This window comes from Pseudomonas nitroreducens (assembly GCF_014204515.1).
GTDB classification, from domain to species: Bacteria; Pseudomonadota; Gammaproteobacteria; order Pseudomonadales; family Pseudomonadaceae; genus Pseudomonas; species Pseudomonas nitritireducens_A.
Map to the genome: position 1 here is coordinate 144,594 of NZ_JACHLI010000015.1, position 25,304 is coordinate 169,897.

At 67.1% G+C, this 25,304-nt stretch carries 20 protein-coding genes; 7 read left to right on the plus strand and 13 right to left on the minus strand.

Annotated features, from left to right (window positions below):
• Positions 1 to 472: 472 nt before the first annotated feature.
• Positions 473 to 805, minus strand: a complete 333-nt coding sequence (locus tag HNP46_RS18975) for a winged helix-turn-helix transcriptional regulator (protein WP_184591936.1) — start codon at positions 803 to 805, stop codon at positions 473 to 475.
• 106 nt (positions 806 to 911) lie between these two features.
• Between HNP46_RS18975 and gstA the strand changes: the two genes are divergently transcribed.
• Complete coding sequence (gstA, locus tag HNP46_RS18980; protein WP_184591938.1) at positions 912 to 1,529, plus strand: glutathione transferase GstA; 618 nt, start codon at positions 912 to 914, stop codon at positions 1,527 to 1,529.
• A gap of 198 nt (positions 1,530 to 1,727) precedes the next feature.
• Here gstA and glgB read toward each other — a convergent pair whose 3' ends face one another.
• From glgB to HNP46_RS19000, 4 genes are all read right to left on the minus strand, one after another.
• On the minus strand, positions 1,728 to 3,905 hold the full coding sequence (gene glgB, locus HNP46_RS18985; RefSeq protein ID WP_184591941.1) for a 1,4-alpha-glucan branching protein GlgB: 2,178 nt from the start codon (positions 3,903 to 3,905) through the stop codon (positions 1,728 to 1,730).
• Positions 3,902 to 7,228: a maltose alpha-D-glucosyltransferase gene (gene treS, locus HNP46_RS18990; RefSeq protein ID WP_184591944.1), complete on the minus strand. Its 3,327-nt coding sequence runs from the start codon at positions 7,226 to 7,228 to the stop codon at positions 3,902 to 3,904. Before treS ends, glgB begins: the two co-directional genes overlap by 4 nt.
• A 23-nt stretch (positions 7,229 to 7,251) precedes the next feature.
• Positions 7,252 to 9,234: an alpha-1,4-glucan--maltose-1-phosphate maltosyltransferase gene (locus HNP46_RS18995; RefSeq protein ID WP_184591946.1), complete on the minus strand. Its 1,983-nt coding sequence runs from the start codon at positions 9,232 to 9,234 to the stop codon at positions 7,252 to 7,254.
• A 104-nt stretch (positions 9,235 to 9,338) separates the two neighbouring features.
• Complete coding sequence (locus HNP46_RS19000; protein ID WP_184591948.1) at positions 9,339 to 9,824, minus strand: MgtC/SapB family protein; 486 nt, start codon at positions 9,822 to 9,824, stop codon at positions 9,339 to 9,341.
• 207 nt (positions 9,825 to 10,031) lie between these two features.
• Here HNP46_RS19000 and HNP46_RS19005 point away from each other — a divergent pair, with 207 nt between their 5' ends.
• Complete coding sequence (locus HNP46_RS19005; protein WP_184591950.1) at positions 10,032 to 10,436, plus strand: hypothetical protein; 405 nt, start codon at positions 10,032 to 10,034, stop codon at positions 10,434 to 10,436.
• 89 nt (positions 10,437 to 10,525) lie between these two features.
• On the opposite strand, the gene HNP46_RS19010 is transcribed toward HNP46_RS19005, so the two are convergent.
• Positions 10,526 to 10,972 (minus strand): GNAT family N-acetyltransferase, encoded by a 447-nt coding sequence (locus tag HNP46_RS19010; RefSeq protein WP_221455036.1) that lies wholly within the window; start codon positions 10,970 to 10,972, stop codon positions 10,526 to 10,528.
• A gap of 131 nt (positions 10,973 to 11,103) precedes the next feature.
• Positions 11,104 to 13,563, minus strand: a complete 2,460-nt coding sequence (locus tag HNP46_RS19015; RefSeq protein ID WP_184591954.1) for a glycogen/starch/alpha-glucan phosphorylase — start codon at positions 13,561 to 13,563, stop codon at positions 11,104 to 11,106.
• A gap of 246 nt (positions 13,564 to 13,809) precedes the next feature.
• On the opposite strand from HNP46_RS19015, the gene HNP46_RS19020 reads away from it, so the two are divergent.
• The gene (locus tag HNP46_RS19020; RefSeq protein WP_184591956.1) at positions 13,810 to 14,187 is read left to right on the plus strand and encodes a Rho termination factor N-terminal domain-containing protein; all 378 of its coding nucleotides are present in this window, start codon (positions 13,810 to 13,812) and stop codon (positions 14,185 to 14,187) included.
• A 43-nt stretch (positions 14,188 to 14,230) separates the two neighbouring features.
• Entirely contained in the window at positions 14,231 to 14,557 is a 327-nt protein-coding gene (locus tag HNP46_RS19025; protein ID WP_184591957.1) for a DUF883 family protein, read from the plus strand.
• A gap of 225 nt (positions 14,558 to 14,782) precedes the next feature.
• On the opposite strand, the gene HNP46_RS19030 is transcribed toward HNP46_RS19025, so the two are convergent.
• Positions 14,783 to 15,163, minus strand: coding sequence for a phosphotransferase system, HPr-related protein (locus tag HNP46_RS19030; RefSeq protein ID WP_221455037.1), 381 nt, complete (start codon positions 15,161 to 15,163; stop codon positions 14,783 to 14,785).
• Positions 15,164 to 15,388: 225 nt separating this feature from the next.
• Positions 15,389 to 15,619 (minus strand): hypothetical protein, encoded by a 231-nt coding sequence (locus tag HNP46_RS19035; RefSeq protein ID WP_184591959.1) that lies wholly within the window; start codon positions 15,617 to 15,619, stop codon positions 15,389 to 15,391.
• A 397-nt stretch (positions 15,620 to 16,016) separates the two neighbouring features.
• On the opposite strand from HNP46_RS19035, the gene HNP46_RS19040 reads away from it, so the two are divergent.
• The gene (locus HNP46_RS19040) at positions 16,017 to 16,376 is read left to right on the plus strand and encodes a DUF3509 domain-containing protein (protein WP_184591960.1); all 360 of its coding nucleotides are present in this window, start codon (positions 16,017 to 16,019) and stop codon (positions 16,374 to 16,376) included.
• Positions 16,377 to 16,392: 16 nt separating this feature from the next.
• Positions 16,393 to 16,545, plus strand: a complete 153-nt coding sequence (locus HNP46_RS19045; protein ID WP_184591962.1) for a hypothetical protein — start codon at positions 16,393 to 16,395, stop codon at positions 16,543 to 16,545.
• Between the two features lie 298 nt (positions 16,546 to 16,843).
• Here HNP46_RS19045 and katE read toward each other — a convergent pair whose 3' ends face one another.
• The 4 genes from katE to HNP46_RS19065 form a co-directional block, all read right to left on the minus strand.
• Complete coding sequence (gene katE, locus HNP46_RS19050) at positions 16,844 to 19,015, minus strand: catalase HPII (protein ID WP_184591964.1); 2,172 nt, start codon at positions 19,013 to 19,015, stop codon at positions 16,844 to 16,846.
• Positions 19,016 to 19,196: 181 nt separating this feature from the next.
• A complete protein-coding gene (locus HNP46_RS19055; protein WP_184591966.1) occupies positions 19,197 to 20,807 on the minus strand; it encodes an arylsulfatase in 1,611 nt (536 codons plus the stop codon).
• A 166-nt stretch (positions 20,808 to 20,973) separates the two neighbouring features.
• On the minus strand, positions 20,974 to 21,801 hold the full coding sequence (locus tag HNP46_RS19060) for an ABC transporter ATP-binding protein (RefSeq protein WP_184591968.1): 828 nt from the start codon (positions 21,799 to 21,801) through the stop codon (positions 20,974 to 20,976).
• Positions 21,798 to 23,399 carry an ABC transporter permease gene (locus tag HNP46_RS19065; RefSeq protein WP_184591970.1) on the minus strand — a complete coding sequence of 534 codons (1,602 nt, stop codon included), beginning with the start codon at positions 23,397 to 23,399 and terminating at the stop codon, positions 21,798 to 21,800. The genes HNP46_RS19060 and HNP46_RS19065 overlap by 4 nt, the downstream gene beginning before the upstream one ends.
• A gap of 257 nt (positions 23,400 to 23,656) precedes the next feature.
• Between HNP46_RS19065 and HNP46_RS19070 the strand changes: the two genes are divergently transcribed.
• Positions 23,657 to 24,718 carry an ABC transporter substrate-binding protein gene (locus HNP46_RS19070; RefSeq protein ID WP_184591972.1) on the plus strand — a complete coding sequence of 354 codons (1,062 nt, stop codon included), beginning with the start codon at positions 23,657 to 23,659 and terminating at the stop codon, positions 24,716 to 24,718.
• Positions 24,719 to 25,304: the final 586 nt, after the last annotated feature.

Below are 25,304 nucleotides of genomic sequence, written 5' to 3' on the forward strand. Positions count from 1 at the left end.
GCCCTACACTCGCAGATTGCCGTTGCCGTTGCCGTTACCGTTGGCTCTGGCTTTTGAAGTCTTCCAGCGAAACATCCGCACGCTCCGGAGTGCCCCTTTCAGGAGGCCGAAGGTGATCGGAGTTTCAGGGGGAGAGCGGCATGGATGCCGCGCAAGCCGCGACTGGCCAGGGATGGCCCTTCGCGGCGGCCCCCTGGAACTCCGAGGAACCGAGGGTACTTTTCGCGAAGCGAAAAGCCGGATGGCAGGGGCAAGCCCTTTGGTTACTTTCTGGCGTTTGAGAAAGTAACTCGCCCGAGGGGGCGAAACACAGAGCCTGCGCGCGCACCGAAGCGACGCAGAAACCCCCACATCCAGGCAACCAAACAACCAAACAACCAAACAACCAAACAACCAAACAAAAGCTTCGCGGAGAAGCTCCGCTCCTACAAGGTCAAGAGCCCCGGCTTGACGCCCTCGAAGAACCCGACTTCTACCCGCGCGAAGGAACCTCCCGCCCCTTGAGCCACAACCCGAACTCCTTCACCACCTGCACCACCGGCCGCAGCCTTTCGCCCTCGGCGCTCAGGCAATACTCCACCCGCGGCGGCACCTCCGGGTAAACCGTGCGTACCACCAGCCTCTCCTCCTCCAGCAACCTCAGCTCCGCCGTCAGCACCCGCTGGGAAATCTCCGGCATGTCCCGGCGCAGCTCATTGAAGCGCTTGCTGCCATCGAGCAGATAGGACACCAGCAACAACCGCCAGCGCCCGCCGATCACCCGCATGGCTTCTTCCACCGAACAGCCCGACACGTTCTTCTTCATCCTGCCTACCGGTAACCTTTTCCTGCCCTGGCCACAAAAAAGTGCGTTCTTACGCGGCGCATCCGCGTCGGCAATACTGGTCGCCCATTCCCCAGGGCCCGACCCGATGAAACTCTATTTCGCCCCCAATGCCTGCTCCCTTGCCCCGCATATCGTCCTGCGCGAACTGGGCCTGCCCTTCGAGCTGATCCGCGTGAACAACCAGAGCAAGCGCACCGCCGATGGCCACGACTTCCATCAGATCAACCCGAAGGGCTACGTGGCGGCGCTGCAGCTGGAAGATGGCACGGTGCTGACCGAGGGCGCGGCGATTCTACAGTACCTCGCCGACCTGCGGCCCGAGGCCGGCCTGGCTCCTGCCAATGGCACACTCGCCCGCGTGCAGCTGCAGGCGCAGCTGAACTTCATCGGCAGCGAACTGCATGCGGGGATGAGCCCGCTGTTCAGCAGCGAGATTCCGGATGAGGTGAAGACAGTGCTGCGCGGCAAGCTGGCGAAGCGGCTGGGCTACCTGGAGCAGGTGCTGGCGCGTGACGGCCACAGTTTCGGCAACGCTTTCAGCATCGCCGATGCCTACCTGTTCACCGTGCTCGGCTGGTCGGACTACCTGAGGGTGGACCTGTCGGCCTACCCCGCCATCGGCCGCTTCCGCGAGGTGATCGGCGCGCGTCCAGCGGTCATCGAGGCATTGCGTGCGGAGGCCGAGTCCGCGGCGGTGGCGTGAATGTTCGTCCTGCAACGCAACACAGGAGTCGAACCTGTAGGAGCGAGCTTGCTCGCGATCCGAGCGGCTCCGGGACAATCGCAGACGGAGTCCGCTCCTACGGTCGACCCAGCGCCGAACTGACGGGCAGCGTAGGAGCGGACTCCGTCCGCGATCGATCTCCATCAACGCCGGCGCTTCCCAGGCCACCGCTTCACCCTACAGATCGAGGCCATCCCCCGCCGGCCGCAGGATCAGACAGCCCAGCGGCGGCAGGTCGAGGGCCAGGGACTGGGCCTGGCCGTGGGCCTCCAGCGGATCGCAATCCAGCGAGCCGCGGCTGCCGGCGCCGGAGCCGCCGAAACTGTCGGCATCACTGTTGAGCAGCACCTGCCAGTGCCCCGCCAGCGGCACGCCGATACGGTAGTTGGGGCGCGGCAGTGGAGTGAAATTGTGCACCACCAGCAGCGGCGCACCGTCGCCGGCCAGGCGCAGCCAGGCATAGACGCTGTTGTTCTGGTCATCGCCGATCAGCCAGTGGAAGCCCTCGGCGCGGTCGTCGAAGGCGTGCAGCGCAGGTTCCTCGCGCAACAGCTGGTTCAGCTCGCGGACCAGCGCCTGGGCACCGAAATGCTCGGCGTAGCGCAACAGGTACCAGTCCAGCTGGCCGTCATGGTCCCACTCGCGCCACTGGCCGAACTCGCAGCCCATGAACAGCAGCTTCTTGCCCGGATGGGTCCACATCATCGCCAGGAACAGCCGCAGGTTGGCGAACTGCTGCCAGCGATCGCCGGGCATCTTGCCCAGCAGCGAGCCCTTGCCGTGCACCACCTCGTCGTGGGAGATGGGCAGGATGAAATGCTCGGAGAAGGCATAGAGCAGGCCGAAGGTGAGCTTGTGGTGGTGATGGCCACGGTTGATCGGGTCCTCGCGGATGTACGCCAGGCTGTCGTGCATCCAGCCCATGTTCCACTTGTAGGCGAAGCCCAGGCCGCCCTCCTGCGTCGGCTTGCTGACCCCCGGCCAGGCGGTGGATTCCTCGGCGATCACCAGGGCGCCCGGCGCTTCGCTGGGCACCACGCTGTTGAGGTGGCGGAGGAACTCGATGGCTTCGAGGTTCTCACGGCCGCCGTGGCGGTTGGGAATCCACTCGCCGTCCTTGCGCGAATAGTCGCGGTAGAGCATCGAGGCCACCGCATCCACCCGCAGCCCGTCGATGTGGTACTCGCGCAGCCAGTGCAGCGCCGAGGCCAGCATGAAGCCGTGAACCTCGTTGCGGCCGAGGTTGTAGATGTAGGTGTCCCAGTCCTGGTGGAAGCCTTCGAACGGGTGCGCGTACTCGTAGAGCGCGGTGCCGTCGAAGTGCGCCAGGCCGTGGGCGTCGGTGGGGAAATGCGCCGGCACCCAGTCGAGGATCACGCCGATCCCGGCCTGGTGGCAGCGGTCGACGAAGCGGGCGAAGTCCGCCGGACTGCCATAGCGCGCGGTGGGCGCGAACAGCGACAGCGGCTGATAGCCCCAGGAGCCGCCGAAGGGGTACTCCATGATCGGCATCAGCTCGATGTGGCTGAAGCCCAGGTCGCTGACGTAGGGAATCAGCCGGTCGGCCAGCTCGTCCCAGCTCGGTGCGCGGTTCTCCACCCATTGCCAGGAGCCGGCGTGCAGTTCGTAGATCGACAGCGGCCGGTTGACGCCCTGGCGTTCGCCGCGCTGCAGCATCCAGTCGTCATCGCTCCAGGCGAAGGGGGTCGGGTCCGGCACCCGCGAACCGGTGGCCGGCGGCATTTCGGTGGCCAGGGCCATGGGGTCGGCCTTGAGCGGCAGCAGGCCGTCCTGGCCGAGCAGTTCGTACTTGTACACCTCGCCCGGTTGCAGGCGCGGGATGAACAGCTCCCAGACTCCGGCCGGGTAGCGCAGGCGCATCACATGGCGGCGGCCGTCCCAGCCGTTGAAGCCGCCCACCACCGACACCCGCCGGGCATTGGGCGCCCAGACGGCGAAGCGCACGCCGGGCACGCCGTCGATCTCCATCACCTGGGCGCCGAGGCATTTGCCCAGCTGGCGATGGTTGCCCTCGGCGAACAGGTAGAGGTCCAGCTCGCTGATGGACGGACCGAAGGCGTAGGGGTCTTCGCTGACCTGTTCATCCTCGGGCCAGTGGATACGCAGGCGGTAGGGGGTCTTCTGCGGCAGCCGGGCGAGGAACAGCCCGCTGGCATCCAGGGCCTCCATGGCGACGAGGAACTCGTCCTGCGGCGAGAGCAGCTCCACCGCCAGCGCGCCGGGCAGCCACGCGCGCACCAGCTCGCCGTCCTCATCGCGGTGCGGACCGAGGAAGGCGAAGGGGTCGGCGTGATCGGCACGCTGCAGATGGTCCAGGTCGCTACGCGGTGTCATTGCTTTCCTCCCAGCAGATGCCTTGCGAGTTCGAAGAGTCCCTGCAGCGGGACTTCCAGCCAGTCGGGACGGTGCCCGGCCTCGTACAGCACTTCGTAGGCGGCCTTCTCCAGGCTGAACAGCGCCAGTGCCGCGCCCTCGCCTTCGCGGCCACGCCATTCGTGGGGCAGGTCGACGGCGGCGGCGCGGTAGGCTTCGAGGAAGGCATCGCGGGCTTCGCGTCGATAGCGCAGGGCCAGTTCGGCGCGGGCCGCCAGGACCTGCGCCGGCGCCTCGGTGCCCTGGGCGCTGCGCAAGGCCATGGCGGCCGCGTAGTCAAAGGAGCGCAGCACGCCGGTGACGTCCTTGAGCGGGCTGTGGCGCCGGCGGCGTTCGGCCAGCGGGCGGTTCGGCTCGCCTTCGAAATCGATGAGGAAGGCATCGCCCTGCACCACCAGCACCTGGCCCAGATGCAGGTCACCGTGAACGCGGATCATCACCCCGCCTTCGGCCAGTTGCGCCAGGTTGCCCACCGCGTGCAGCAGTTCGCCGCGTTTTTCCAGCAGCCAGTCGACCATCACCGCGCCGTGTTCATCCAGTTGCTGGCGTCCGTGCTGCAGGGCTTGCAGCGCCTGGTCGATCTGCTCGCCGATGCTGCTGGCCCATACCGAGCTGTCGGCCGCCGCACTGCGGTGCAGGCCGAAGTCCGGCACATCGGAGGCTTCGGACAGCAGCTGGTGCATCTCGCCCAGGCGCTGGCCGAGCTTGCCGGCGAACAGGCGCAGTTCCTCCATCGCATCGAAAGCCGGTTCGGCCGAGGGCAGCGCGCCGTCACGCATGGCGCGCTCCAGCTGGTTCAGCGTCCAGCTCCAGGCGTCGCCCTGGTTGCTCAGGTAGCCCTGCAGCAGCATCAGCGTATGCGGCTGGCCCTGGGCGTCGATCCGCCGCACCTCGCCCAGCAGCGGCGCGATATTGGCGAAGCCGCGCCGGCTCAGGTAGCCGCCCATTTCCACCTCCGGGTGCACGCCGGGGAAGACCCGCCGCAGCAGCTTGAGCAGCAGGCGGTCGCCGATCAGCGCCGAGCTGTTGGACTGGTCGACGCTGAGCACGCGTACCTCCGCGTCCTCGCCGATTTCGGCGAAGGCCGTCAGGCCGGGCTGCGGCAGGAACTGCAGCTCGCCGGCCGGGCCGGCCATCGTCGCCGCTTCGCGCAGCAGGCCGAGGATCAGTCGGGTGAAGGCCGGCAAGGCAAAGGCGTCGGTGAGCAGGCCAACCTTGCGCCCACGGCGCAGGCGCGCCAGGGCCAGTTGCTGCGGCAGGTCGTTGCCGGCGCTGCCTTTCTCCGGCACGGCGGCCAGGGGCAGCTGGTAATGCTCGGCGCCCTCGGCGCCGCTGACCTCGACTTCCGCCAGCATCGGCGCGGCGTCATCGCCGGTGAGCGGCATGGCGTAGAGCAGGTGCGCGCTGCCGGCCTCCACCCGGCCGCCGGCGAACCAGCGGCGCTTGGGCAGGTAGCGCGGCAGTGAATCGCTCTCCAGCAGCTCGCGCGGTGCGCCGTGCATGATTTCGCCCAGGCGCTGGGCCAGCACCAGGGTCGGCAGCTCGGGCATGCGCTCCACCGGCTGCACGTGCCAGGCCGGCATCTGCTGGCTGTCGGCCAGGTAGAACCAGTAGAAGCCGTAGGGCGGCAGGGTCAGCAGGTAGGTCATCCGGCCGATGGGCGGGAAGGACGAGCCGCCGAGCATCTCCACCGGCACCCGGCCGTCGAACGCCGAGAGGTCCAGCTCCACCGCCTGGGCGGCATTGGACAGGTTGGCCACGCAGAGGATGCTCTCTTCACTGGCGCCCTCGCCTTCGGGCCGGTACTGCCGCAGGTAGGCGAGGATGCGCCGGTTGGGCGGCGCCAGCATGCTGATGCTGCCACGGCCGAAGGCCTTCTGCTGCTTGCGCACGCCGAGCATGCGCCGCGTCCAGTTGAGCAGCGAATGCGGGTCGCGTGCCTGGGCCTCGACGTTGACGCTGGGGTAGCCATACAGCGAATCGAGGATCGGCGGCAGCACCAGGCTGGCCGGGTCCGCGCGGGAGAAGCCGCCGTTGCGGTCCATCGACCATTGCATCGGCGTACGCACGCCGTCGCGGTCGCCTAGGTAGATGTTGTCGCCCATGCCGATCTCGTCGCCGTAGTACAGGGTCGGCGTGCCGGGCATGGACAGCAGCAGGCTGTTGAGCAGTTCGATGCGCCGCCGGTCACGCTCCACCAGGGGCGCCAGGCGCCGGCGAATACCCAGGTTGATGCGGGCACGGCGGTCGGCGGCGTAGTAGTTCCACAGGTAGTCGCGCTCGTCGTCGGTGACCATCTCCAGGGTCAGCTCATCGTGGTTGCGCAGGAAGATCGCCCACTGGCAGTTGTCCGGGATGGCCGGGGTCTGGCGCAGGATGTCACTGATCGGGAAGCGGTCTTCCTGGGCGATGGCCATGTACATGCGCGGCATCAGCGGGAAGTGGAAGGCCATGTGGCATTCGTCGCCGGGGCCGCCGTCCGTTCCACCGAAATAGGGGCGCGTGTCTTCCGGCCACTGGTTGGCCTCGGCCAGCAGCATGCGATCCGGGTAGTGGGCGTCCAGCTCGGCGCGGATGCGCTTGAGCACCACGTGGGTCTCGGGCAGGTTCTCGTTGTTGGTGCCGTCGCGCTCGATCAGGTAGGGAATGGCGTCCAGGCGCAGGCCGTCCACGCCCATGTCCAGCCAGTAGCGCATCACCCCCAGTACGGCACGCAGCACCTGCGGGTTGTCGAAGTTGAGGTCCGGCTGGTGCGAGTAGAAGCGGTGCCAGAAGTACTGCCCGGCCACCGGGTCCCAGGTCCAGTTGGATTGCTCGGAGTCGATGAAGATGATCCGCGTCTGGTCGTAGCGGGTGTCATCGTCGGACCAGACGTACCAGTTGCGCGCCTGGGAGCCCTTCTTCGCCCGGCGCGCACGCTGGAACCACGGGTGCTGGTCGGAGGTGTGGTTGATCACCAGCTCGGTGATCACCCGCAGGCCGCGCTCGTGGGCCGCGTCGATGAAGCGGCGGGCGTCGGCCAGGGTGCCGTAGTCCGGGTGCACGCCCTTGTACATGGCGATGTCGTAGCCATCGTCGCGCCGCGGCGAGGGGTAGAACGGCAGCAGCCAGAGGGTGTTCACCCCCAGCTCGGCGATGTAGTCGAGCTTCTCGATCAGCCCGCGGAAATCGCCGATGCCGTCGTTGTTGGCGTCGAAGAAGGACTTCACGTGCAACTGGTAGATCACCGCGTCCTTGTACCAGAGCGGGTCGTCGAGAAAGGCGCGGGTCTTGCGCTTGGCCATGGTCGCAATCCTCTACATGACGGTCACTGTTCGGGGTGCAGGCGCCAGATGCCGAACGGCAGGTGCCAGGGCTCGATGCGCAGCCACTGGCGCTTGCCGTGCCAGGTCCAGCGGTGGCCGTTCATCAGGTCCTCGCCGCCCATGGGCGCATCGTCGGGCAGGCCGAACTCCCACAGCGGCAGTTCGAAGTCGGCTTCCTGGGCGTTATCCGGGTCGAGGCTGACCGCCACCAGGATGAAGTTGGCCAGGTCCGCGGTGCGCTTGCCGAACAGCAGGATGTGGTCGTTGAAGACGTTGTAGGCCTGGAAGCCCAGGTGGCTGTGCAGCGCCGGGTTCTCGCGGCGGATGCGATTGAGCCGGGTGATCTCGCCGACGATGTTGCCGGCGGCGTGGTAGTCGCGCTGGCGCAGCTGGTACTTCTCCGAGTCGAAGTACTCCTCCTTGCCCGGTACCGGGTCGGCCTCGCACAGTTCGAAACCCGAGTACATGCCCCACAGGCCCGAGCCCATGGTCGCCAGCGCTGCGCGGATGAGGAAGCCGGCGCGGCCGGAGCGCTGCAGGAAGTAGGGGTTGATGTCCGGCGTGTTGACGAAGAAGTTCGGCCGGTAGCAGTCGCGCAGCGGCGGCTGGTTGAGTTCGGTGAGGTACTCCTCCAGTTCCTGCTTGCTGTTGCGCCAGGTGAAGTAGGTGTAGCTCTGGCTGAAGCCGACCTTGCCCAGGCGCGCCATCATCGCCGGACGGGTGAAGGCTTCGGCGAGGAAGATCACCTGCGGATGCTCGCGGCGCACCTCGGCGATCAGCCATTCCCAGAACGGCAGCGGCTTGGTGTGCGGGTTGTCGACACGGAACAGGTTGACGCCCTGCTCCACCCAGCCCAGCATCACCTGCAGCAGGCCAAGCCAGAGGTCCGGCACGGCATCGGGCGCGTAGAAGTCGACGTTGACGATGTCCTCGTACTTCTTCGGCGGGTTCTCCGCATGGCGAATGGTCCCGTCGGCGCGCCAGCTGAACCAGCCGGGGTGCTCGCGCAGCCAGGGATGGTCCGGCGAGCACTGGATGGCGAAGTCCAGGGCGATCTCCAGGCCATGCTCGCGGGCGGCGTCGACCAGCTCGCGGAAATCCTCCAGGGTGCCCAGCTCGGGGTGCACGGCGTCATGCCCGCCCTCCTCGCTGCCGATCGCATAGGGACTGCCGGGATCGTCCGGGCCGGCCTGCAGGCTGTTGTTGCGGCCCTTGCGGTGCTGGCGACCGATGGGATGGATGGGCGGGAAATACAGGACATCGAAGCCCATGGCGGCGATCTCCGGCAGGCGCCGGTGGACGTCGGCGAAGCGGCCGTGCTGGCCGGGGACCGTGCTTTCCGAACGCGGGAACAGCTCGTACCAACTGGCGAACTCCGCCAGCGGTCGTTCCACGTCCAGTTCGAAGGTCAGGCTGCGGGTCAGGTGCGGGCGGTGTTCGGCACGCTGCATCAACTCCAGGGTGCGTGGCGCCATGAACAGGGCGAATCGCTCCTCGCGCCCGGCGTTGTCCTGCAGGCCACGGACGATCTCGCCCAGCTCTGCCGCGCAGTCTTCGGGCGCTGTCTGCAGCACGCTCTGCAGCAGCTCGATGCCCTCGCGGAACTCCAGGTCCACCCCCTGCCCGGCGGCGTATTTCTTCTCCAGCTCGTAGCGGAAACTGGCGAAGCTGTCGATCCACGCCAGCACGATGAACTCGGTGCGGCCGACCTGGCGCGGGGTGATGTGGGCTTCCCAGTGGTCGTTGCCCAGCGCCTGCAGCGGCGTCTTCTGCCAGGGCTGGCCCTGGCTCTCGCGCCAGGCGACCTCGGCGGCCAGCTTGTCGTGGCCATCGCTGAAGATTCGCGCGTGGATGCGCGATGCCCGCTGGGCAATGGCCTTGGCGGCGAAGCGCCCGCCCTCCAGACGCGGCTCCACGTCCTCGATGACGATGCGCGCCTGGTTGGCGGCGGCCTCGGCCCGGCTGGTCGGATTATCCTGTTGCATCGCGGCGCCCTCCTCGCTGCGGTGCGCGCACCCGCGCGCTCGGCTGATGGGGTGGATCGGCTGGCTACAGGGGTTCGGAACGGCAGTGGGCAGGCAAGTTCAGGCTAATTGCGCGAGCGGTTGTGCTCCAGGCGGCGCGGCAGGCAATGCAGCACCAGCACGGCGAGCACGGTACCCAGTACCGCCGTCGCCGAGTGCCCCAGGCCGACGCTGATACCGATGGCCGTGCTCAGCCAGAGCCCGGCGGCGGTGGTCAGGCCCTTCACGTCGTGGACGCCGTTGCCCTTGAGGATGGTGCCGGCGCAGAGGAAGCCGATGCCGGCGGCGATGCCCTGGATCACCCGGCTGACCGCATCGGCCTCGCCGCTGCCTTCGCGGATCGCCATGACGAACAGCGCCGCGCCCAGGGTCACCAGCATGTGGGTACGCAGCCCGGCCGCCTTGCCCTGGCTCTCGCGCTCGTAGCCCACCAGCCCGCCCAGCAGCACTGCCAGGCTCAGGCGCAGGGTGGCCCGAGTGATCTGCTCGACTTCGCTGAGGTCGGAGAACTCCGCCACCAGCGTCGTCCAGATACGCGCGAGTATGTCCATGGCCTGGTCCGCCCCTGCAAGGTGCCGCGATACAGATCAAGACCTGCGCAGGGACGGTTTGGTTTGTTCTATTTGCTGATTCGCGCGGCGCAACCGCTCGGCGGAAAATCCCCCATTGCGTCGCGCAAGTCGCGAATGCCGTGGTCCATGACTGAACCCCCGCGGCCGCAGGCACGGGAATCGTGCAACGAGCACAGGAGAGCATGGATGAGCGACGACCCCGAGAATTTCGCCAACGCCTACCAGAGCGCCCTGGTGGAGGTGGCCCTGCCGGCCTTCGCCCGCGCCAGCGAATTCGCCCGCGAACACGGACTGGAATGCAGCGTCGAGCTGCTCGACGGCCGCCGCGACCTGCCGGAACTGAGCCTGAAGGTGCGCCACTCCTGCCACGACGCCGAATGCATCTGCCGGATCAGCGCCGACCCGCAGACCCAGCGGCTGTGCCACGAGAACCGCTGCGGCGAGACCGAAGCCGACGTGCAACAGGTGATCGGCTCCCTCGCCTCGCTCAATGAAATGGTGCTGGACACGCGCCTGCTGGAGTTCTTCCAGAGCTCCTTCGCCCTGCACCTTGACTACGCCTCCGAACGCCATGCCGGAGGGTTCTGGTAACCCGGCTGTCGTCGCGGCTCAGTCGGCGCAGGCGAAGGCGCAGGCCTGGCTGGCACTCGCCAACAGCGCGACGGCAATTGCGCCGTGCCTCAGCAGCCGCAGGCCACGGGCCGGGTGCTCCAGCCCATCAGCGTTTCGGCATGGCCGGTGTGCTCGTCGCGGCGCTCTTCCAGCACCTCGAAGCCGTGGCGCCGGTAGAACGCCAGGGCGCCGGCATTGGCCGAATAGACCGCCGTCTCCAGCATCGGCAGGTGAATCTTGGCATCGTCCATCAGCCGCGAACCGAGCCCCCGGCCCTGGTGGCCGGGGTCGACGAACAGCGCCGCCAGTGCGCCATCGTGCAGGCTGTAGAAACCGATCACCCGGCCCTCGTCCTCGACCACCCGCGAGGCCGCGGCAGGCAGGTAGACGTCGCGCATGTCGCCCAGGCGGCGCTGCCAGAAGTCGGCCTCGATGAAGGCGTGGGCCTGCTGCGAAGCGCGCAGCCAGATATCCAGCACCCGTTCCATATCGTCGTCGCGCAGGTCACGGATCAGCATCGGCAGAAATCTCCCGGTTCGTGGTGGTGCTCATGGCGTGGCGGGCGGCATCCTACACAAGCGCCTGCTGCCGCGCTTGCCCCTGCGCTGCCACCAATCGTCGCACCTTCTTGTTGTAATCCAGCGGTCTATTGCGTTCCGGCGGGCACCTTCCAGATGTCCTGGGCGTACTCGCGGATGGTCCGGTCGGAAGAGAACCAGCCGACCCGGGCGGTGTTGAGCATAGAAGCTTTCCACCAGCGCGTGGGTTTGCGCCACAGCTGCTCGACGCGCTGCTGGGCGTCCCAGTAGGCGTCGAAATCCGCGCAGACCATGAACCGGTCGTCGTGCCGCAGGCTGTCCACCAGGGCGGCGTAGCGCTGCGGATCATCCGGCGAGAAGACCCCGCCGGCGACCGCCGCCAGGGCTTCCTGCAGCCTGGGCGAGGCGGCGATCTCGTGGTGCATGGCCAGCTCCCCGGCGCGCTTGCGCGCCTCCACCTGCTGCGCCTTGAGGCCGAAGATGAACATGTTGTCCGGACCGATGCGCTCGCACATCTCGACATTGGCGCCATCCAGGGTGCCGATGGTCAGCGCGCCGTTGAGGGCGAACTTCATGTTGCTGGTCCCGGAGGCTTCCAGGCCCGCCGTGGAAATCTGCTCGGAGAGGTCCGCCGCCGGGATGATCGATTCGGCCAGGCTGACGTTGTAGTTGGGGATGAACACCACCTTGAGCAGGCCGCGCACCGTTGGGTCGGCGTTGACCGTGCGGCTGATGTCGTTGGCCAGCTTGATGATCAGCTTGGCCAGTACGTAGCTGGGCGCGGCCTTGCCGGCGAAGATCTTCACCCGTGGCACGCGCTCGCTGGTCGGGTCGTTGCGGATGTCCTGGTACAGCGCCACGGTGTGCAGCAGGTTGAGCAGCTGGCGCTTGTACTCGTGGATGCGCTTGACGTGCACGTCGAACAACGCATCCGGGTCGACGCGCAGCCCCAGGCGCTCCTCGATCAGCGCCGCCAGGCGCTGCTTGGCGTTGCGCCGCTGCTGCGCGAAGCGCTGGCGCACCGCGGACTTCTCGGCAAGGGCGGCGAGGTCGCGCAGGCGGCCTTCCGGGTTGTCGAGCACGTCTTCACCCAGGCTGTCCACCAGCAGCTCGGTGAGTTCGGGGTTGGTCTGGAACAGCCAGCGGCGGAAGGTCACGCCGTTGGTCTTGTTGCTGATGCGGTTCGGGTAGAGCCGGTGCAGGTCGCGGAATACCGTTTCGCGCATCAGCTCGGTGTGCAGCGCGGACACGCCGTTGACACTGTGCGAGCCGAGGAACGCCAGGTTGCCCATGCGCACGCGGCGGCCGTGGTCCTCCTCGATCAGCGACACCGAGCGCAGCAGGCCGAAGTCATGGATGTCCTTGGCGCGCAGGGCGTCGATGTGGAAGGCATTGATCAGGTAGATGATCTGCATGTGCCGCGGCAGCAGGCGCTCCATCAGCCCCACCGGCCAGGACTCCAGCGCCTCGGGCAGCAGCGTGTGGTTGGTGTAGGACAGGGTCGCCACGGTGAGTTCCCAGGCGTCGTCCCAGTCCAGGCCGCGTTCGTCCAGCAGCAGGCGCATCAGCTCGGCCACGGCGATGGCCGGGTGGGTATCGTTGAGCTGGATGGCGACGCGCTCGGGCAGGCCGTAGACATCCTCGCCCTGGCCCAGGTGGCGCTGCATCAGGTCCTGCAGGGAGGCGGCGACGAAGAAGTATTCCTGGCGCAGGCGCAGCTCCTGGCCGGCCTCGGTGCTGTCCGCCGGGTAGAGCACGCGGGAGATGCTTTCGGCGCGCACGGTATCGGCGACCGCGCCGAGGTGGTCGCCGGCATTGAAGCGGTCGAGCTTGAGTGTCTCCTCGGCGCGCGCGCGCCACAGGCGCAGGGTGTTGACGCTGGCGGTGCGCCAGCCGACCACGGGCATGTCGTAGGCCACCGCGCGCACGCGCTCCGCCGGTTCCCAGCGCTGGCGGTCGACGCCGTTGGCGTCCGGCTCGCTGTGCACGCTGCCGCCGAAACCGACGCTGTAGGCGGACTCGGGCCGTTCGAACTCCCAGGGGTTGCCGAAGTCCAGCCAGGTCTCGGTGTGTTCCTGCTGCCAGCCATCGCCGATGACCTGCTTGAACAGGCCGTGCTCGTAGCGGATGCCGTAGCCGTGGGCGGGGATGTCGAGGGTCGCCATGCTTTCCATGAAGCAGGCCGCGAGCCGCCCCAGGCCGCCGTTGCCCAGCGCCGCGTCCGGCTCCAGCAGGCGGATGCGCTCCAGGTCGACGCCGAGCTCCGCGAGGGCCTGGCGCGCCACTTCCAGCAGGCCGAGGTTGCTCAGGTTGTCGACCAGCAGGCGGCCGATGAGGAACTCCAGGGAGAGGTAGTAGACGTGCTTGCGGTCGCTGCGGTCGATGGCGCGGGTGGTCTCCTCCCAGTTGTCCACCTGGTACTTGCGCGCGGCCAGCGCCACGGCCTCGAACCAGTCGTGGTCGAAGGCGTCGGCGGGGTCCTTGCCCACCGCGTAGCGCAGGCGGGTGAGCACGGCGTGCTTGAAGATTTCCACGTCCGACTGATCAGGTGTGCTGTCCAGGGCCATTGCCGTCTCCTGTGGTTGCCGGTTACTGCACGGCGCAGAGCGCCCAGTGCTTCTGTCCACACGGAAAACCGGTAGTTCAGACCTTTTCTGCCAGCGGCGCGGCCCGTTCATCAGAAACGCCGAACATTCGGCGACGAGCGGTTTCTCCCCTGTGTGCCCCGCGTTTGCGGGTCGAACGGGCGACAGCGCCCGCAGCACGCAGCAGCTGCAGTCACTTGCAGCCTTTGCAGAGAGAGGAGAACCGCCATGCCACGCGGCGACAAAGACAAGTACACCGACAAGCAGAAGCGCAAGGCCGAGCATATCGAGCAGAGTTACGAGAACCGGGGCGTGCCGAAGGACGAGGCCGAGGCCCGTGCCTGGGCCACGGTGAACAAGCAGTCCGGCGGCGGCGAGCGCAGCGGCGGCTCCGGGCAGGAGAAGAGCGCGCCGGCCAAGGCCGCCGCCCGCAGGAGCTCGGCGCAACGCGCCGTCGCCACCAAACATGGCGTGCCGCGCCCGGACCAGCCGCTGGAGTCGATGAGCAAGGCGGAACTGCTCAACCGCGCCCGCACCCGCCACATCAGCGGCCGTTCCCGCATGCGCAAGCAGCAGCTGATCGACGCACTGCGCCAGGCCGCCTGAATCTCAGCGTCACCATCCCTACAAGCAATCGAGGAGACATTCCATGGGCAGCTATCGTTGGTTCCCGTCCATCCATCCTTCGCGTCACAGTGGCGTCGAAGAACTGCAAGCGCTGGTGAACGATCTGGAAAGCCTGCTGCAGAGTGGCCGCGACCTGACCGCCGAGCAGTTACCGGCCTTCAAGGCCAGGTTGCGTCACCTGGTGGACGAGAGCCGCGAAACCAGCGAGCACCTGGTGCAACGCAGTCGCCGCGCCATCCAGGCCAGCGGCGAATACGTCGGCGAACACCCCTGGCAGACGGCGGCAGTGCTCGCCGCCGCGGCCGGCCTGCTGGTCGCGGCTTGCGCCCTGAGCCGGCACGATCGGTGAGCTGACGGGGAGGCAGTGAAATAGCATGCAGGTCGGCAGCCAGACTGCCGACCTGCACCCGATCACCCCTTCGGCAGTCTGCTTTCGCCTTTATGGCAGTGCGGCTTTTTTCGCCCGCCGGGCGGCCGTTGGCGCAGGCTTGGCAGCCGTAGCCATACCCCTGGCGACAGGCAGAGCCTCCGGGTTTCATCGCCAGGCCCCGTACGAACAGAGCCTGACGCTGGATCACTGTTCCTCGTCGGGATCGGAGTCATCCCAGGGACGGCCATCCAGTGGATGCACCCGGCCCTCCTCGGCTTCGTCCAGACCAGTGCCGGCACCGATCTCGCTGCCGCGCACGATATGCAGTTGCTGGTCCGCCGCGCTGCCATCGGAAGGGTCCAGCGGCGATTCGGTGCCCTCCTCATCGATCAGCGTCTCGGGCGCCAGGTCATCCATGCTCACGCCATCCTCGACGGCACTGTCGCCCAGCGTCTCGCCGCCGGTCAGGCCCATCTCGCGCCGACGCTGCGGCGGGAATTCCCGTTCGACTTCCGCGGGCGAGCGCTCATCGCCGATGCGGCCCTGGGGCGATGGTTCGAAGTCCAGTTCGCGCACGCTGCCCATGCGGTCCTCGGTATCGTCGATCTCGATATTCTGCGGGTCGGTTCGGCTGGTTTCCCGAACAGGGTTTTCCTGAGAGGGCTTTTCTTGACGAGGCTTTTCATCACGGCGCGCGTCGGAATGGCTCATGGCGTCTGTCTCCAGTCTGGTGCACTCAGGCCGGTTGAACCGGGGCACGGGCTGGAGTTCAGCTTTTCTGCCGGCAGGCGGCGCGCCGGGGGCACGCCGTCACGGGTCGATGAAACAGTTGATCAGCTCCAGCCCCAGGCCGCGCACGCGGATCGCGGAGCTGAGCTCGCTGCCGTGGATGCCCACCACGGTGGTGTGCGGCATCGCCGCCAGCTGGCTGCCCAGGCGGATGGAATAGCGCCCGCCGGCTTCGCGGAAGCAGGAAAAACTGAACAGCGGATAGGCTTCATGCAGCACCGCCTCGACATCCAGGCGTCGGAATTGAGTCATGCTCACCTCTCTTCCCCCACGTCCACCCTGCCCCGGTTTACGCAACGGCGAAAGACCGCCCGCTACCCCGCAGGACCTCCGCGCAACGCAGCGGCGCCCGCATAGCCAGTGACCATGGGAAGGCGGACCGTTGCTCGGAAAGATTTGCCCAGGCCGGGGTTTCGGACGGGAGGTCAGCCCGTTGCCGGCGCTGGCACTGCGCCGTGCATTATCCGGCGCTGCCGCACGGCGGCCTTGCACTTTGCACATGTCGATGCGCCAGTACCCACCTGGCGATTCCCTGGCATTTCAACCTGTTAAGCCGTTGAGACAGTTGCGCCCGAAGTGGAACGGCTGATGCAGCGCTACCTGCTCTGCCACGGCCTTCCTGGCCTGGCCCACTTCGGGAGGGATTGCCATGTCCAGCAGCCAAGAGACTGCCATCGAGCACCTGAGCCACCTGTTCACCGACTACCGTCCGCAGTTCTGCGACCGGCCCGACGGCACCGTGCTGATCACCCTGCGCAATGCCCGCGGCAAGCGTCTGATGTCCCGCGTCGTGCAGCAGGAGGAACAGGCCAGCAGCGTCCTGCTGAACAACCTGGTCGAACGCATCCGCCGCGACCTGATGACCATCGAGGGCCCGCTGGGGCAGGAGAACGTCGACTGGTTCCTCAAGCGCATCGAGTTGCAGACCTTCGTCCCGGTCAACCCGACCCACCGACCGCGCAAGGTGGTGGTGGCCGGCGCCCGGCTGCGCGCGCAGTCAGGCAAGTAGCCCGGCGAGGATGAACATGAAAACGCCCAGGGATATGCCCGACCCCGATCCGCAGGTAACCAGCGAAGAATCGCTGGAACCGTGGGTGGACATCGAACCCGATGACAGCCGGCAGGAGCCGCACCTCTCCGCCGCCCACCAGGATGGTCTCAAGGAAGGGCCGGCGTAACTCGATACCTCCAGGTTTTCCGGTGGCCGCCGTCAGTCCGAGCAGTCGGGCGGCCACCGGCTCTGTTCTTTCCTCGACCAGCGCCCCTGTCAGTCTCCGTGCACGATGCTGCCGCGGCGGGTAACGTTGGCGCGTTATGCGCCCTACGGATGCCTATCCCGGTAGAGAATTCGACAGAACGATTCGGTGTGCCCTGGAGCTCCGCCACGTAGGGCGCATAACCCGGAACGGGTTATGCGCCGATACCTCGGCGGGCGGCGCATGACGCTGATACGCCATGCGCCCTGCCGAACCGAACCTATGCGGGAATCTTCCCGGCCTTGGCCTCCCGCGCCCAGATGCGATGCTGCTTCAGCGCCTTCTCGAAACCGCCGAACACTTCCGCCGCCGAAGCTCCCTGGACAACTCCCTCGTCTCCCGCCAGGCCAAGCTGCCCCGGCAATGCCTGCGCATCTCCGGCAAAGGCCAGCGGTTTGAGGTGCTTATAGGCTTCCAGCAGGTAGTGCAGCGCGCGGCCATCGCCGCCGATCTGCGCGGTGGACTTGGCGCCGCCGGGCACGAACACCGCGTCGAAGGCCACCGAAGGCAGGCCGTCCCAGCTGGCATCGGGCGTCAGCTTCGCGCCGCCCTTGGCCTTCACCGGCGAGGTGCTCGGCGCGACCAGCTTGGCGACGGCGCCGGCTTGTTTGAGGGCGTCCCGCAGGTCGTTCACATCGCCCTCGTTCACCCCATCGGCAATCAGGATCGCCACCTTGCGCGAGCGGATGTCGCCGGCGAGCAGGTTGGCCTGGCTGAGCGTCGGCGACGGCTTGGGCTGCGGCACCCTGGCGGCCTTGTTCCTGACCTTCACGCCGATCTGGCTGGCGACCTTCTCCGCCAGTGTCGGGCAGATATTGGCAAGGACCTCGTTGACCTCACGCTCGCGGATCGACATGCGTTCTACCTTCGACAGTTCGAACACATAGGCCGAGGCCACGTGCGCCTGCTCCGCCTCGCTGAGGCTGTGGTAGAACAGCGCCGCCTGGGTGAAGTGGTCGGCGAAGGACTCGGCGCGCACCCGCAGCTTGGTCCCGGTCATCGGCTCGGGGTAGCTGCTGAAGCCGCCCTGGCGCGCAGCAGCCGGGGTTTCCTTCGGCCAGCCGCGATCAATGGAGTTCGGTTCATAGGCCGCACGGCCCTTGTGCACCATGTGCTGGTGCAGGCCGTCGCGCTGGTTGTTGTGGAACGGGCACAGCGGCTGGTTGATCGGGATCTGGTTGAAGTTCGGCCCGCCCAGGCGCAACAGCTGGGTGTCGGTGTAGGAAAACAGCCGGCCCTGCAGCAGCGGGTCGTTGCTGAAGTCGATGCCGGGGACGATGTGGCCGGGGTGGAAGGCGGCCTGCTCGGTCTCGGCGAAGAAGTTGTCGGGGTTGCGGTTGAGCACCATGCGCCCGAGCAGCTGCACCGGCACCAGTTCCTCGGGGACCAGCTTGGTCGGGTCGAGCAGGTCGAAGTCGAACTTGTCCGCGTCAGCCTCGGGGATCACCTGCACGCCCAGCTCCCACTCGGGGTAGTCACCGCTCTCGATGTCGTCCCACAGGGTGCGGCGGTGGAAGTCCGGGTCCTTGCCGGCGAGTTTCTGCGCCTCGTCCCAGACCAGCGAACAGACGCCGGACTTCGGCCGCCAGTGGAACTTCACCAGCGAGCTCTCCCCGGCCGCGTTGATCAAGCGGAAGGTATGCACGCCGAAGCCCTGGATGTGCCGCAGGGAAATCGGGATGGCACGGTCGGACATGGCCCACATGACCATGTGCGCCGACTCCGGGGTAAGCGAGACGAAGTCCCAGAAGGTGTCGTGGGCCGAGCCGCCGGTGGGCATCTCGTTGTGCGGCTCGGGTTTTACCGCGTGGACGAAGTCGGGGAACTTGATGGCGTCCTGGATGAAGAACACCGGCATGTTGTTGCCCACCAGGTCGTAGTTGCCCTCGTCGGTGTAGAACTTCACGGCGAAGCCGCGCACGTCGCGCACGGTATCCGCCGAGCCGCGCGGCCCTTGCACCGTGGAGAAGCGCACGAACACGGGGGTCTGCTTGCCGGCCTTGCCGAGGAAGGACGCCTTGGTCAGCCCGCTCCAGTCCTTGTAGGACTCGAAGTAGCCGTGGGCCGCCGCACCACGGGCGTGGACGATGCGTTCGGGAATACGCTCATGGTCGAAGTGGGTGATCTTCTCCCGCAGGATGAAGTCCTCCAGCAGCGAGGGGCCGCGATCACCGGCGCGCAGGCTGTTCTGGTTGTCGGCGATGCGCACGTTGGTATTGGTGGTCAGCGCCTCGCCGGTGGCGTCCTCGCGGTAGCGTTCCAGCTGCTCCAGCTTGGCGTTGCTGTTGCCGCGGTCGGTGGTGTCGGTGCCGGCCAGGTCGCTGCGCTTGCCGGCTTTCTGTTTGCCCTGCTGCTCTTTTCCAGGCTGATCTTTTCCGAGTTTCTGGGCCATGAAATTTCACTCCTCATCACAGGTGAAGGGCCACCTCGCGCGCTAGCGCTGCGCGGGCAACCTCGGACTTGCATCTATCCGTTGGGACAGAAGCGTCCTGAGGAGTTCAGGCTTTTCTACCGACGGTACGGAACGACGAAACCCCGGCAGCGAGTGCCGGGGTTTCACCAGTGAAGCAGAATCAGCGCGCCAGGAACGGCGGCGGCGCGTCGATCACGCCGGTCTCGTTGACGTACTGCTTGTAATGCTCGATCAACGTCTCCAGCTTCGCCGGCTCGCTCTTGGCCAGGTCCCGGGTTTCCCCCGGATCGTTGGCCAGGTCGTACAGCTGCCAGGTGGCCGGACCGACCGGCGCGGGCAGGTACACCGCCTTCCAGTCACCCTGGCGGATGGCACGCATGCCGAACAGTTCCCAGCCGGTGACGGTCTTCTCGTCGTGGGCCTGTTCGGTCTCGCCGGAAAGCCAGCCCAGCCAGGACTTGCCGCGCACCTCGGCGACCTCGCGGCCCTGCCACTGCGTGCCCGGATGGCGCACGCCGGCGAGGTCGAGGATGGTCGGGGTGATGTCCATCACCGTGGAGAACGCATGGCTGACCTCGCCCTGGCGCTGCAGCGCCGGGTAGCGCACCAGCGCCGGCACGCGGATGCCGCCCTGCGTGGTGAAGGCCTTGTAGAGGCGCGACGGCGCGGTGGCCGCCTGGGCCCAGCGCGGGCCGTACCAGATGTAGGAGTTGGCGCGGCCGATGTTCTCCAGGCTGTTATCGTAGTGCTGGTCGAGGAAGCTCAGCAGGTCCGGGCCGAAGCGCGGGAAGGCTTCCAGCAGCGCGCCCTCGGCGCCGTTGTCGGACATGAACAGGACGAACGTGTTGTCCAGCTCGCCCTGCTGGCGCAGGTACTCGACGACGCGGCCGACGTTCCAGTCCAGGCGCTCGACCATCGCCGCATAGACCTCCATGGCCCGCGCGGATTTGGCCTTCTCCTCGTCGTTCAGGCGCGCCCATTCCTTGCTGATGGCCAGCACCGGGTGTGCCTTCACGTCGGCATCGATCAACCCCAGCTGCTTGAGCCGCTCCAGGCGCTCCAGGCGCAGCGCCTCGGGGCCGGCGTCGTAGCGGCCGCGGTACTTGTCGACCACCTCCTTGGGTGCCTGCAGCGGCCAGTGCGGCGCGGAGAACGGCAGGTAGGCGAAGAACGGGCGGTTCTGGTCGCGCTCCTTGAGGTACTGGATCAGCCTGTCGCCGAAGGCATCGGAGGAATAGAAATCCGCCGGCAGTTCGTCAATGAACTGATCGTCCTCCACATACAGCGCCGGCGTGCTCTTGAGGATGCGCGGCGTGCTTTCGTCGTAGGGCGGCTCGAAGCCGTAGTGGTTGGCCGCGCCCGGCAGCAGCGAGAAGGAGCGCTCGAAGCCGCGGGCATGGGGCGCCTGCTCCAGCTTCAGGCCCAGGTGCCACTTGCCCGACAGCAACGTCTGGTAGCCGGCCTCGCGCAGCAGCTCGGGCAGTGCGACCACGCGATCGTTGAGATAACCCTCGTAGCCGGGCTTGCCTTCCAGCTCCGGCGTCAGCGCCTCGGCCATGGTGCCAATGCCGGCGATATGGTGATCGGTGCCGGTGAGCAGCATCGAGCGCGTCGGCGAGCAGGTCGGCGCGGTGTGGAAGTCGGTCAGGCGCAGGCCTTCCAGGGCCAGGGCGTCGAGGTGGGGCGTGGCGATCTCGCCACCGAAGGCGCCGAGGTCGGAGAAGCCGAGGTCGTCGGCGACGATGACGAGGAAGTTGGGGCGTTTGCTCATGATTGGGCTCGCAGGATGGGATGGTTCGGTGTTGTCGACGAACCCTCACCCCAGCCCTCTCCCAGAGGGAGAGGGAGCAGTCCGTGCCGGCTGAAACCGTGGTTTCAGCCGGCTCCGATCAGTCCCCTCTCCCCCTGGGAGAGGGTTAGGGTGAGGGTGCTCTTCATCAGCAGGCAATGAATTCAAACGGCAGGTCTTCCACCCGCTTGAGCTGCGGCGCGACGTAGTCGCCCTCGCCCGTCAGCTCGTGCAGCAGCGCCTCGCGCTGGCGCAGGAAGTCGTAGCCGCCGCGTTCGCGCGGGTGCGCCAGCGGCACCGCGACGATGCGCTTGATCCGCCCCGGCCGCGGCGCCATTACCACCACGCGGTCGGCGAGGAACAGCGCCTCCTCCACGTCGTGGGTCACCAGCACGGTGGTGATGCGTTCGCGCTGGCGGATGCGCAGCAGCTCTTCCTGCAGCTGCTGGCGGGTCAGCGCATCCAGCGCGCCGAAGGGCTCGTCCAGCAGCAGGATGCGCGGGCTGGCCACCAGACCACGGGCAATCGCCACGCGCTGCGCCATGCCGCCGGAAAGCTGGTGCGGATAGGCACGGGCGAAGGCGCTCAGGCCCACCAGCTGCAGGTAATCGGCGACCCTGGCAGCCTTGCCGGTGTCGCTCAGCGGCTCATTGACCAGACCGAGCGCGACGTTCTGCTCCACGCTCAGCCAGGGGAACAGGCGGTGCTCCTGGAACACGATGCCGCGCTCGCCGCCGATGCCATCGATGGGCGCGCCGTCGATGCGGATTTCACCCTGGAACTCGCGGTCCAACCCTACCAGCAGGCGCAGCAGCGTGGACTTGCCGCAACCGCTGGCGCCGACGATGGCGATGAACTCGCCGTCGGCGACTTCCAGGTCGAAGCGTTCGATGGCCTGCAGCTCGCGGCCATCCACGGGGAAACTCTTGGCGACCTGGCGAAAGCTCACCAGCGCCGGGGATGCGAAAGCGTTCATGCGTGTCTCCAGCGCGTTACCCGCGCTTCGATGCGCTGGCCGAGGGCGGCCAGCAGGGCTCCGGTGAGGCCGACCAGCAACATGCCGGCGCCGACCAGGTCCATGCGGAACAGTTGTTGCGCGCCGATCATCAGGCTGCCGATGCCGCCGTCCGAGGGCATGAAGTACTCGGCGCCGATGGTGCCGAGCCAGGCGTAGATCAGCGCCAGGCGCACGCCGGCGAACACCGAGGGCGCGGCCCCCGGCAGTACCAGTCGACGCAGGCGTTGCCAGGGCGACAGACGCAGCGCGATGGCCGCTTCAGTGAGTTGCGCCGGCAGGCTGGCAATGCCGCGCTGGGTCGCCAGCAGCAGCGGGAAGAACGCGGCGAGGGCGACGAACACCACTTTCGCCAGCTCGCCCAAACCAAACCAGGCGGTGAGCAGCGGCACCCAGGCGAAGATCGCTACCTGGCGCAATGCCGCGAAGGATGGGCCGAGCAGTCGTTCTGCCGGGCGCCACAACCCCAGCCCCAGGCCGAGCAGGAAGCCCAGCGAGCCGCCCAGCAGCAATCCGCCAAGCGTGCGCTGCAGGCTGGCCAGCAGCGCGGTGGTCAGGCTGTTGTCCAGCAGGCCGTCCCAAAGCGCGACGGCCACGGACGCTGGGCTGGCAAGAATTGCCGGATCGACCCACTCCAAAGCGCTCGCCGCCTGCCAGATCGCCAACAGGGCCAGCGACAGCAGCCAGGGTTGCAGGCGCTCCCAGCCCTGCCCCGTCCTGCTTCTGCGGAACTCTCCCGCGGCCTGTTGCGGCCAGTGCACCAGGCGCCGGTCGACAGCCTGGATGCCACGGTCCATGGCCGCACCAACCAGGCCGATGACCAGGATGCAGACGAACACGATGTCGAGCATGAACAGCTGGCGCGCCTGCACCATGAGGTAACCGATGCCTTCGCTGGAGGCCAGCAGCTCTACCGCCAGCAGCGAGGTCCAGCCCTGGGCCAGGGCCAGGCGCACGCCGGTGAGGAACGCCGGCAGCGCCGCCGGCAGGATCAGCCGCCACAGCAGCAGCCGGCGCGGCAGGCGCAGTACGGCGGCGGCCTCGCGCAGACGCGGCTGGGCGTCGCGCACACCGACCAGGGTATGCAACGTCACCGGTACGATGATGGCCTTGATCAGCACCACCAGCTTGAGCAGCTCGCCGATGCCGAAGAACAGCATGAACAGCGGAATCCAGGCCAGGGTCGGAACCTGCGCCAGGGCACTGAAGGTGGGCAGCACCAGACGCTCGGCGCGGCGGCTGAAGCCGAGCCAGGCGCCCAGTGCAAGCCCGCTGAGGATGCCGGCCAGCAGGCCCCAGAGCAGTCGTTTCAGGCTGACGCCCAGCTGCTGCCAGAGCTCGCCGGCAAGCAGTTCGCGGCCCGCCTGCAGCACCAGCTCGGGGGTGGGCAGGATCTGCGCGGACATCCAGTGGCGGTGGCTGGCCGTCCACCAGAGCACGGCAATGGCCAGCGGCACCAGCCACGGCAGGATCGGTTCGAGGCCGCGCCAGCTGAGCGCGGAAGGCGTCAGGCGCGGGCCGGGAAGAGCAAGGCGATACGGCTTCGTAATATTCTTCATTGGAATATAAATAGTTATATCAATGCATTTATGAGCTAACACAGGCCATTTAAGGGAAGGCTCCGGCGCTCATCCAATGCATTCGCCGAATATTTTTTATGCCCTGCGGGCATCTGCCCGCGAAGCCCGGTGATTGCTCGCTTAGCTCGAATAATGATTAAAAAATCACTTTTTATTATTTTGTTGATGGACAGCCCCGTGCCTTTAGTGCGGGCGCCGGAGCCACACGCGCTCCCCCATTGCAGGAGGCAGGCGCCATGAAGGCCCTCACTACTCAATTGCTGTCCCTCTTCGCCGCGCCCGTGCTGGCCGGCCTGCTCGGCGCCTATCCGCTGGTGGCCCAGGCCGCCGAGCCGCTGAAGGAAATCCGCATCGCCGTGCCGGATGTCAGCGCCGGGCAGAACCACTCCGGCGGCGGCGTGGTGGACATCCTCTACACCCGCCAACTGCTGGAGAAGGAATTCGCCCAGGACGGCATCCAGGTGAAGTGGAGCTTCTTCAAGGGCGCCGGCCCGGTGGTCAACGAGGCCTTCGCCAACGGCCAGGTGGACTTCGCCTACCTCGGCGACCTGGCGGCGATCATTGGCAAATCCAGCGGTCTGGACAGCCGCGTGCTGGCCGCCACCGCCCGTGGCGTGAATCATTACCTGGGCGTGCAGCCGGGCTCGGGGATCAAGACCCTGGCCGACCTCAAGGGCAAGCGCGTCGGCATCTTCCGCGGCACCGCCAGCCAGCTGTCGTTCGACAACGCCCTGGCCAGCGCCGGCCTGAGCGAGAAGGACCTGAAGGTGATCAACCTCGACTTCAGCGCCGCCCTCGCCGCCCTGGCCGCCAGGCAGATCGACGCCACCTGGGGCCTGGCTGGGCTGTTCGCCCTGCGCGACAAGGGTCTGGCCGAAATCCCGCTGAGCACCCATGACCTGGGCGGCGCCGGCACTCTTCAGGCGCTGCTGGTTGGCAACGGCGAATTCGTCGACGCCCATCCGGAGATCACCGAGCGTCTGCTCAAGGTGCAGCTGCAGGCGGTGCAGTGGGCCAGCGCCGAGGCCAACCGCGATGCGTACATCGAGTTGGTCTCGAAGCAGGCCAACTATCCGTCGGTGATCTTCAAGAGCGAATTCCAGAACCGAGCGCTGGTGGAAGTCCTGTCACCCAAGCTGGATGCCGACTTCCTCGGCCGCCTGGATGCCTCGATCAATGCGGCGAAGAGCTACGGCTTGATCCGTCGAGATTTCAAGGCTGCCGACTGGGCGAATCCTGCGCCGCTGGAAGCGGCTACGCGGCAGGTGGCAGCGCAGCCGGTGGCGGCGATTCAGTGATTTGCCTCGCCGCGCCTCCCGGCGCGGTTCGCGAGCAAGCTCGCTCCTACAGGGTTGGCCGTACGCCGCATTCTCCGGCGGATGTCTACGTAGGATGGGTGGAGCGCAGCGATACCCATGCTGTCGATTCGCGAAAATCGATGGGTATCGCTGCGCTCCACGCCATCCTACGTTCGTGCTTCGCCGTGATCTTGATGTCGATGAGAATTCATGACCGTAGGGCGCATAACGCGTCAGCGTTATCCGCCGTGGTGTCATCGGCGGATAACCCGTTCCGGGTTATTCGCCCTACGTTCGCAGATTGCCGTTGCCGTTGCCGTTGCCGCTGGCTCTAGCTCTGGCTTTTGAAGTCTTCCAGAGAAACATCCGCACGCGCCGATGTGCCCCTTTCAGGAGGCCGAAGGTGATCGGAGTTCCAGGGGTCGAGCGACATGGATGTCGCGAGAGCCACGATGGGCCAGGGATGGCCCTTCGTGGCGGGCCCCTGGAAGTCCGAGGAACCGAGGGTACTTTTCGCGAAGCGAAAAGCCGGATGGCAGGGGCGAGACCTTTGCCTCCTTTGGGGCGTTTGCCAAAGGAGGTCGCC